At 55.8% G+C, this 8,016-nt stretch carries 10 protein-coding genes; 5 read left to right on the forward strand and 5 right to left on the reverse strand.

Annotated elements, in window-relative coordinates; all coding sequences use genetic code 11:
* Positions 1-113 precede the first annotated feature (113 nt).
* Positions 114-575 (forward strand): Lrp/AsnC family transcriptional regulator, encoded by a 462-nt coding sequence (locus tag ACTF5F_RS06385; protein ID WP_438956040.1) that lies wholly within the window; start codon positions 114-116, stop codon positions 573-575.
* Here the strand turns inward: ACTF5F_RS06385 and ACTF5F_RS06390 are convergent.
* Complete coding sequence (locus ACTF5F_RS06390; RefSeq protein WP_438956041.1) at positions 572-1,735, reverse strand: cytochrome P450; 1,164 nt, start codon at positions 1,733-1,735, stop codon at positions 572-574. The genes ACTF5F_RS06385 and ACTF5F_RS06390 overlap by 4 nt on opposite strands.
* Before the next feature lie 212 nt (positions 1,736-1,947).
* Between ACTF5F_RS06390 and ACTF5F_RS06395 the strand changes: the two genes are divergently transcribed.
* Complete coding sequence (locus ACTF5F_RS06395) at positions 1,948-2,772, forward strand: cobalamin B12-binding domain-containing protein (protein ID WP_438956042.1); 825 nt, start codon at positions 1,948-1,950, stop codon at positions 2,770-2,772.
* Here ACTF5F_RS06395 and tpiA read toward each other — a convergent pair.
* On the reverse strand, positions 2,769-3,506 hold the full coding sequence (tpiA, locus tag ACTF5F_RS06400) for a triose-phosphate isomerase (RefSeq protein ID WP_438956043.1): 738 nt from the start codon (positions 3,504-3,506) through the stop codon (positions 2,769-2,771). The two genes, ACTF5F_RS06395 and tpiA, sit on opposite strands and share 4 nt — an antisense overlap.
* Positions 3,507-3,628: 122 nt before the next feature.
* Between tpiA and ACTF5F_RS06405 the strand changes: the two genes are divergently transcribed.
* Positions 3,629-4,552, forward strand: a complete 924-nt coding sequence (locus ACTF5F_RS06405; RefSeq protein WP_438956044.1) for an isopenicillin N synthase family dioxygenase — start codon at positions 3,629-3,631, stop codon at positions 4,550-4,552.
* On the opposite strand, the gene ACTF5F_RS06410 is transcribed toward ACTF5F_RS06405, so the two are convergent.
* The 3 genes from ACTF5F_RS06410 to ACTF5F_RS06420 form a co-directional block, all read right to left on the reverse strand.
* A complete protein-coding gene (locus ACTF5F_RS06410) occupies positions 4,549-4,818 on the reverse strand; it encodes a TfoX/Sxy family protein (RefSeq protein ID WP_438956045.1) in 270 nt (89 codons plus the stop codon). The two genes, ACTF5F_RS06405 and ACTF5F_RS06410, sit on opposite strands and share 4 nt — an antisense overlap.
* 24 nt (positions 4,819-4,842) lie before the next feature.
* On the reverse strand, positions 4,843-5,205 hold the full coding sequence (locus tag ACTF5F_RS06415; RefSeq protein WP_438956046.1) for a HesB/IscA family protein: 363 nt from the start codon (positions 5,203-5,205) through the stop codon (positions 4,843-4,845).
* A gap of 69 nt (positions 5,206-5,274) precedes the next feature.
* Complete coding sequence (locus ACTF5F_RS06420; RefSeq protein WP_438956047.1) at positions 5,275-5,637, reverse strand: SUF system Fe-S cluster assembly protein; 363 nt, start codon at positions 5,635-5,637, stop codon at positions 5,275-5,277.
* A 130-nt stretch (positions 5,638-5,767) separates the two neighbouring features.
* Here ACTF5F_RS06420 and tgt point away from each other — a divergent pair, with 130 nt between their 5' ends.
* Together tgt and ACTF5F_RS06430 are read left to right on the forward strand one after the other, a co-directional pair.
* Positions 5,768-6,895, forward strand: a complete 1,128-nt coding sequence (gene tgt, locus ACTF5F_RS06425; RefSeq protein WP_438956048.1) for a tRNA guanosine(34) transglycosylase Tgt — start codon at positions 5,768-5,770, stop codon at positions 6,893-6,895.
* 466 nt (positions 6,896-7,361) lie between these two features.
* Positions 7,362-8,016, forward strand: a 655-nt coding sequence (locus ACTF5F_RS06430; protein WP_438956049.1) for an LON peptidase substrate-binding domain-containing protein, incomplete at its 3' end; no start/stop codon positions are given.

An 8,016-nucleotide genomic window follows, 5' to 3' on the forward strand; every position in this document is an offset into this window, starting at 1 on the left:
CTCACTATAGAATATTGTTCTATTAATTGCCCATATATCCGGATAATTAAGAATTATTATTCCATATATGCGGCGAATCAGGCCTTTTGGCCTTAGAATTGGGGAATTTCGGAATGGCGGTCCGGATTGACGACACAGATCGGAAAATACTCGCAGAGCTTCAGCGCGACGCGGCGCAGTCTTTGGATGAAATCGCCAAGAATGTGAGTAGTTCCAAGACGCCTGTCTGGAACCGCATCAAGAAGATGCGGGAAGCGAAAATCATCGGCCAGCAGACCGTTTTGCTGGATGCGGAGGCTTTGGGGTTTGAGGCATGTTTTTTTGTGCTGATCCGCACGTCAGAGCATGAGGCGAGCTGGCAAGCGAAGTTTCTCAAGGCGCTGAGAGACAGGCCGGAAGTGCAAGAGGCGCACCGTCTGGCGGGCGACATTGACTACATCCTTAAAGTGCGCGTCGCCAATGCGAGGGCCTATGACAAGTTTTATCAAGCTTTGATATCAGAGGTGCGCGTGCACAACGTAACTGCACTGCTGTCAATGGAAGAATTGAAGTTGACCGTGGCGCTGCCGCTTTAGGAGGTCACCCTCAACGACTTCAGCCCGTGAAAGTGGAAGACGTCGGCGTATTGCGGCGGCTCCGCCAAGGTGAGGTTTGGAAAGGTCTCAGACAAAACCCTGAGACCGACGAGCAATTCCAAACGGGCGAGCGGCGCGCCGACGCAGAAGTGAATGCCGCCGCCAAAGGCCGCATGTGCGGGCTTGTTGCGTTCCGGTCGAAACACGTTTGGGTCATCAAAGGCTGCGGGATCCCGATTGGCGGCACCCAAGAGGCAGGCGATTTGTTGGCCGCGGTTGAGCGAGTGCCCGAAAAAATCGATGTCCTCATAGACCCAGCGCGTGAACATGTGCAGGGGCGGATCGAATCGCATCACCTCTTCCACGACGCTAGGAGTGATGCTGCGAATGTCACGCTCCAAAAGGGCTTTCACCCCATTGCCCATCGTGTGGACCGTCGCCTCATGCCCAGCATTGAGCAAAAGGATAACGGTTGTCGTTAACTCATCTTTGCTCAAGCGGTCGCCATCCTCCTCCGCCGCAAGCAGGGCCGAGATAAGATCGTCTGCGGGTTTCTGTCGTTTCTCCGTTAGCACATCTTCGAGAAAGGCTTTGAACTCCTGCGTCGCTGCAACGGCGGCGTCTTCAACGGCGCGGGTGCGGCACGCTTGGTACATTGCGACCATTGCGTTGGACCAGCGCAGCAAATCGGGCGCGGCGCTGTCGGGGACACCGATCAGCCGCGCAATAACGATTGCGGGAAGGGGTTGCGCGAACTGCTTGAGCAGATCGAAGGGTCTATCTGGCACATTGCCAAGAAGGTCGCGGGCGAGAGCATCAATCTCAGGCTCCAAAGCCGCAATCCGGCGGCTGGTGAAGGACCGCAGAACCAAGCCGCGCAGGCGTGTGTGGCGGGGTGGCTCAAGCTCTAGCATCGAGTGTGCCTCGATATCATAAAAGGGCTTGAGGTGTTCTGCATGGTTGGGTGCCATCTCGGTCGGTGCCTCCCGCCCCATCCGACGGTCTTTCAGCGCGGCCATCACAGCGGCATGGCTGACCGCGCAGGGCATATCGTAGTCATCCCACCAGAACACGTCACCTGCGGCCCGCATCCGGTCATAGAAGGGGTAAGGGTTTTGGACGAACGTCGGATCGGTCGGGGATTGCGCCGCGTGTTTCATAAAACTCTGATGGGCGTTCGGCCGCGCGTTGGCAAGGGTCGTTCGACGTTGCGTCCTCCCGCCAAATTTTCTGGAATCGCGTCCTCCCGCCAAATTTTCTGGAATCGCGACCTTCTGACGCTTCTGTGATTTTGCATTCTATGGTACACCGACGTTAGGGACGCACGGTTTGGCCAACTAGAAGGGTCCGACAAAACCAGGGAGGTCGTAAAGTGGCACAGACGCCATTGGACGACGAACAGATTGACCGTCTAGCTTATGAACAAGCGGAGGAACACTTCCGGCTTGTCCGAAACCGCTTGTCGAAAGATGCCGTTGAAGCGCTCGCCAAAGAAGTGGTGGTGCGCATCGCTTTCCGACTTCCGCGGAACCTCCCCCCAGACCACGCACCGACAGAAGCCGAAATTATGGCGCTGTGTGAAGCCCTGTTGTCCAAAGATGAGATCGCAGCTGACCGCATCATTCTTGCCGCGCGGCGCGATGGCGTCAGCCCTGAAATGCTGAACCTTGGCTACGTTGCGGGCGCGGCGCGGATGCTGGGGGAAATGTGGGACGACGACCGCGTGTCCTTTGTCGAAGTCACAATTGCGTCTGGACGTCTCTACCGCATCATCCGTGGCCTGCGCCACGTGGTCGATGAAACTGTTAGCTTGCCCGGACCCGACCGCAATGTGCTGTTCGCACTCGTCCCCGACGAGTCTCATACGCTCGGGATCGAAATCGCTACTGAAGTGTTCCGACGCGAAGGCTGGGAAGCTGAAATGCTGGTTGGCGAGACCCATGACGCGATTGTTGCAGTCACTCAACAGCGGCGGTTCCGCTCAATCGTGCTGGTCGCCCATTCCGAACATATGTTGGCCAACCTCATCAGCCTCGTGTTGGCTGTCCGGATCACGCAGCCTTTAGCCTATGTCGTTGTCGCGGGTAAAATTGTCGATGTAGTCAAAGACGTCACGACCCTTGTGGGGGCCGATGACGTTATTCCTGACATGGAAAGCGCGGTGGCCCGACTGGGGGCTATCGTCGATATGGGCTAGGCTTTTTCCAGCGCGCTGATGATTGGTGAGAAGTCCACGGCTTTCAGGCTCGCCCCACCGACCAGAGCACCGTCGACGTTATCGACGGCAAAAATCTCCGCCGCATTGCTGTCTTTGACGGACCCGCCATACAGCAAGGGTATTTCGTTCGCGTCAGCGAAGCGCACTTTCAGCACTCTGCGAATATGCGCATGTACCTCTGCGATCTGTTCGGTCGAAGGGACTTTTCCCGTTCCGATGGCCCAAACAGGTTCGTAGGCAATCACTGTGTTAGCAGCGGTGGCATCATCTGGCACGGACCCCGCTAATTGCACATCCATCACGTCCAATGTTGTGCCAGCCTCACGCTCTGCCAGCGTCTCACCGATACAAATAATCGCAACCAATCCGGCGGCGTAGGCGGCTTGCGCCTTCTTCGCGATCAGCGCGTCGGATTCGCCGTGATCCGTGCGTCGCTCCGAATGTCCGACGATGATGCTTGTGGCACCTGCCGCTTTCATCATGGAGGCAGAGATTTCGCCGGTATGCGCGCCACTTACCGCCGTGTTACAATCCTGACCACCGATGCCAATTTTGCCAGCGTTGGTACGGGCCTGAGAAATCAGCGTGGCAGGTGGGCAAATGATGACATCAACAGTGGGGTCTGGGTGCGCAGAACTCAGGGCAGTCAGTTGCAACAAATCCTCCGCAGTCCCATTCATTTTCCAATTTCCTGCGGCGATCTTTCTTGGCATGACGGGCCCCTTCAAAACTGTTTCGCCCTCTTTACCAACCTTTGTGGCGGAGCGTAACCGCTTGCATTTTTGGACATTGTCTCGCATGTGAAGCCCGACCAAAACGACGGAGGCGGACCAATATGATCCCGCGCATTGATGCAGCAGCCTTGCTTGATCCAACGCATGAGCGTCACGAGGAAATGCGCGCGCGAGTGGCCGACGCCGCGACCAGTATTGGGTTTATGACCGTCCACAACACGCCCATTTCAGAAGAGTGGGTCCGCGATTTGATTGAGCGCTACCGCGCGTTCTTTCATCTGCCCGCTGCGGAAAAGGCGCAGTACGATATGGCCAAGACCGGCTCCAACCGGGGTTGGGGCGCGCCGGGGTCTGAACAAGTCGACCCGAATGCCAATCCTGACTACAAACAGGTCTTCGACATCGGTTCGATCCTGCCGGATGCAACACCTGAGGGGACGAAGGGCCTGTTGTGCTATGCGCCAAACATCTGGCCGGATGCGCCGGAAGGCTTCGCGGATGCGCTGCGGAACTATTATTATGCCAGCACTGGTTTTGCGCTCGGTTTGCTGTGTGGCATTGCCGATGCGATTGGGTCCGATGCTGACTATTTCCGCACACAGTTCAGCTATCCTATGTCCCTTCTGCGCGGGAATTTCTATCCCGAACGCCCTGCTTGGGCGGGGGAGAAGGATTTTGGAATTGCGACCCATACGGACTATGGCTGTCTGATTCTGCTGGCGACGGATGGCTCGCCAGGACTTGAGGTGCGCAAACGTGGTGGGGGCTGGATCCCTGTCTCAGCCTCGCCCGGTGAGTTTGTCATCAACTTTGGTGAAATGTTGGAGTTCTGGACTGGTGGCAAGGTTAAGGCGACACCGCACCGTGTTGTCGGCACGAATGCGGAACGCATTTCTATCCCACTGTTCTTTAATCCGAATTACGACGCCAATGTCGCGCCTGAGGGGAAGGAGCCGATCTCAGCCGGGGATCATTTGGAGCAACGCTACAAAGAAACCTACGTTCACCTACAAAAGGCGAGCTAAAGCGTCGCAAGCGTTCGTTTGGCCCAAACGAGTGCGGATCCTAGATCTTCAAGCGCATCTTCTGGCAAGGACCAGTAAGGCATCTTGTGAAACTGCTCACCGCCTTCAGCAATCAAATCGGCTGCGACGTCGTCTTTGGCTTTGAGGTAGAGGCGCCTATCCGCGCTCATCAACGCAAAGACCGTTCCGTCGTGATAAAGGCACATCCCGCCAAACATCTTGCGGACGGTCAGCCCCCCCCAAAGGATCAAAGAGTTCAAGCGCAAAGGCGATATCCGCCTCTGACATGATCATTTGGCGGTGATCGTCTCATTAAATTTAATGGACTCCCCACACCCGCAAGCATCCACGACGTTCGGGTTGTGGAATTTGAAGCCGCTTTCGAGGAGGCTGACTTCATAATCAATCTCTGTTCCAAAAAGGAACATCTGCGCCATCGGTGCAATCATCACGCGGGCGCCATCCTGCTCGACAACCTCGTCGAGCGGATCAACCTCCGTCACGTATTCCAACGTGTATTCCATACCCGCGCAACCGCCTTTCTTGACGCCAATGCGCAAGCCTTCATGCGCGTCTTTCGCCATCAGTTTGGCAATCTGCGCAGCGGCTTTGTCTGTCAGGGTGACGGCTTGTTTGCCGGGAATACAGAACATGATCGTATCTCCTTACAGATAAGAGATAGGGGGTAGGCGGCTTTGGCTCAAGCCTTTCGAGGGATTGGCTTACATAAAGCCCAATTCAAGCCGCGCCTCATCCGACATGTTTTCCATGCCCCATTGCGGCTCAAACGTCATTTTCACATCGACCTGTTTCACACCAGGGATCGGCTCAATCGCATCGGCGACCCATCCAGGCATCTCGCCAGCGACGGGGCACCCAGGTGCTGTTAGGGTCATGATGACGTTTACAGCGGACTCGTCATCAATCGTGATCGTATAGATCAGGCCCAGATCGTAAATATTCACTGGAATTTCTGGGTCGTAGACCGTCTTGCACGCCTCAACGATCGTATCGAATAACGGGTGTTCCGTTGTTGACGGTTTGATCAGGGGTGTCCCTTCCATCATGGGTGTGTCGTCGGTCATTGAGTGGTTCCAAACGCATGTCTCGACCACCGATATAGGAAGGGACACCGCCACGGTAAAGCGCAATTGGACAAAGATTGCGTCGCTTTGGAACTTTGTGCATAGGGGCGTGGCAGAGAACGGACAGGATATGACGCAGTTTCAGTTCCAGAAAACCCGCCAAGACGGCAAGGCGCGGACAGGCATGATTTCGACGCCGCGCGGCGACATTTGCACACCTGCCTTTATGCCTGTGGGAACGGCAGCGACGGTGAAGGCGATGATGCCTGAAAGCGTGGCGGCGACTGGCGCAGATATCCTTTTGGGAAACACCTATCACCTGATGCTGCGCCCGACGGCGGAGCGGATTCACGCACTGGGTGGCCTGCATAAGTTTATGAATTGGGACAAGCCCATCCTCACCGACAGCGGTGGCTTTCAGGTGATGAGCCTTGCGGGGCTTAGAAAGCTGACTGAGAAGGGCGTCACCTTCCAATCCCACATCGACGGGTCAAAGCATGAGTTGACGCCAGAGCGATCGATGGAAATTCAGCGGCTGTTGGGTTCCAACATCGTGATGTGTTTTGATGAATGCCCCGCGCTGCCAGCGGAACGTGACCGAATTGCCGAAAGCATGCGCCTATCGATGCGGTGGGCGGAGCGGTCGCGGGAGGCATTTGGCGACCGTCCGGGCTATGCGCTTTTTGGTATTCAGCAAGGCGGTCTAGAAGAAGATTTCCGCGCCGAAAGCGCCGAAGCACTGCGCGAGATTGGATTTGAAGGCTATGCCATCGGTGGATTGGCTGTGGGCGAGGGGCAGGAGGCGATGTTTCGTTGCCTCGACTTTGCGCCGGATCAGCTGCCGGAAGACAAGCCGCGATATCTGATGGGCGTGGGCAAGCCGGATGACATCGTGGGCGCTGTGAAGCGCGGCGTGGATATGATGGACTGCGTGCTGCCGTCGAGATCAGGCCGCACAGGACAGTGCTTCACACGGCACGGCGTTGTGAACATAAAAAACGCTCGCCACGCCGATGATCCGCGCCCATTGGATGAGAATTGCAGTTGTCCGGCCTGCTCTAATTATTCACGGGCCTATCTGCATCACGTCTTCCGCTCGCAAGAGATGATTTCTGGTATGCTGATGACATGGCATAATTTACAATATTTTCAAGATATTATGCAGGATATGCGGGACGCAATTGCGGCGGGGACTTTCGCCGCATGGGAGGCCGATTTCCACGCGGGTCGCGCTAACGGCGATATCGAGCTGCTTTAAGCGATGGGACGGGCGCCGCTATTTGGCAGCGCCAAACGCGCCCCGCCCACCGTCCCGTCTGCACGAATGGTAAGGAATCGCTCCATTTCAGGTGCGCGCCTGCAGCGTTAACCTTTCGTTAGTGAGTGTTTGTCAGGTTTTACGTCATGCCATTTTTGTTTGTGTCTTTGTCTTGGGCCGCAGCCACCGGCGTCGCCGTTGCGATGCTGGGTTAACCCAGCTTCAAATCAGAACAATTCAGGGTCTCACAGGGGATTGATCGCCTGATGGGTGAATTTCCTATTTGATTCACAGGAAAATCGTTGCAGGCCCTTGCCCTGCTCTGCCCACGCTGGCACAACTACATAGTGCGGTCGCGTTGATGGTTGAAACTGCTATTTCGACCCCCAGATAATAACTCCGGAACAGAGATATCGATGTTGCCGCCAGGCGGGACGGGATGTCTTGCGAAAAAAGGAAATTGAGCATGCAAGAACCGTTGAGTTCGTCTTACCCAGTCCTGCCTTTACGCGACATTGTGGTTTTCCCACATATGATCGTTCCGCTTTTCGTGGGCCGCGACAAATCCGTGCGCGCGCTGGAAGAGGTGATGCAGGACGACAAACAAATCCTCTTGTCCAGTCAAATAGATGCAGGGGAGGATGATCCGCAGGTTGACGGCATCTACCGGACCGGCGTGCTGGCCAACGTGTTGCAGCTATTGAAGCTGCCCGATGGCACAGTAAAAGTGCTGGTCGAAGGGCGCAGTCGTGTGCAGATCACAGAATTTTACGACAATCCGAACTTCTTTGAAGCCTCTGCCGAGTATCTGACCGAAGAGCCCGGCAATTTGGACGAAATCGACGCGCTTGTGCGGTCTGTGGCCAATGAGTTTGAGCGCTACGCCAAAGTTAAAAAGAACATCCCCGAAGAAGCGATGGCCGCTGTCGGTGAGACAACAGAGGCTGACAAGCTGGCCGATCTCGTAGCGGGCCATCTTGGGATCGAGGTGAACCAAAAGCAGGAGCTTTTGGAAACACTGGTTGTGACCGAACGCTTGGAAAAGGTCTTTGGCCTGATGCAAGGCGAAATGTCCGTCTTACAGGTTGAGAAAAAGATTAAAACCCGTGTCAAAACCCAGA

Origin of the sequence: Cognatiyoonia sp. (assembly GCF_965661665.1) — a bacterium.
In the GTDB taxonomy this organism is placed as follows: domain Bacteria; phylum Pseudomonadota; class Alphaproteobacteria; order Rhodobacterales; family Rhodobacteraceae; genus Cognatiyoonia.

What these genes read in the sequence shown, in the direction of transcription:
- ACTF5F_RS06385 (WP_438956040.1), top strand. Translation starts at nt 114, where the DNA reads ATGGCGGTCCGGATTGACGACACAGATCGGAAAATACTCGCAGAGCTT.
- ACTF5F_RS06390 (WP_438956041.1), bottom strand. Translation starts at nt 1,735, where the DNA reads ATGAAACACGCGGCGCAATCCCCGACCGATCCGACGTTCGTCCAAAAC.
- tpiA (WP_438956043.1), bottom strand. Translation starts at nt 3,506, where the DNA reads ATGCCAAGAAAGATCGCCGCAGGAAATTGGAAAATGAATGGGACTGCG.
- tgt (WP_438956048.1), top strand. Translation starts at nt 5,768, where the DNA reads ATGACGCAGTTTCAGTTCCAGAAAACCCGCCAAGACGGCAAGGCGCGG.
- ACTF5F_RS06420 (WP_438956047.1), bottom strand. Translation starts at nt 5,637, where the DNA reads ATGACCGACGACACACCCATGATGGAAGGGACACCCCTGATCAAACCG.
- ACTF5F_RS06405 (WP_438956044.1), top strand. Translation starts at nt 3,629, where the DNA reads ATGATCCCGCGCATTGATGCAGCAGCCTTGCTTGATCCAACGCATGAG.
- ACTF5F_RS06415 (WP_438956046.1), bottom strand. Translation starts at nt 5,205, where the DNA reads ATGTTCTGTATTCCCGGCAAACAAGCCGTCACCCTGACAGACAAAGCC.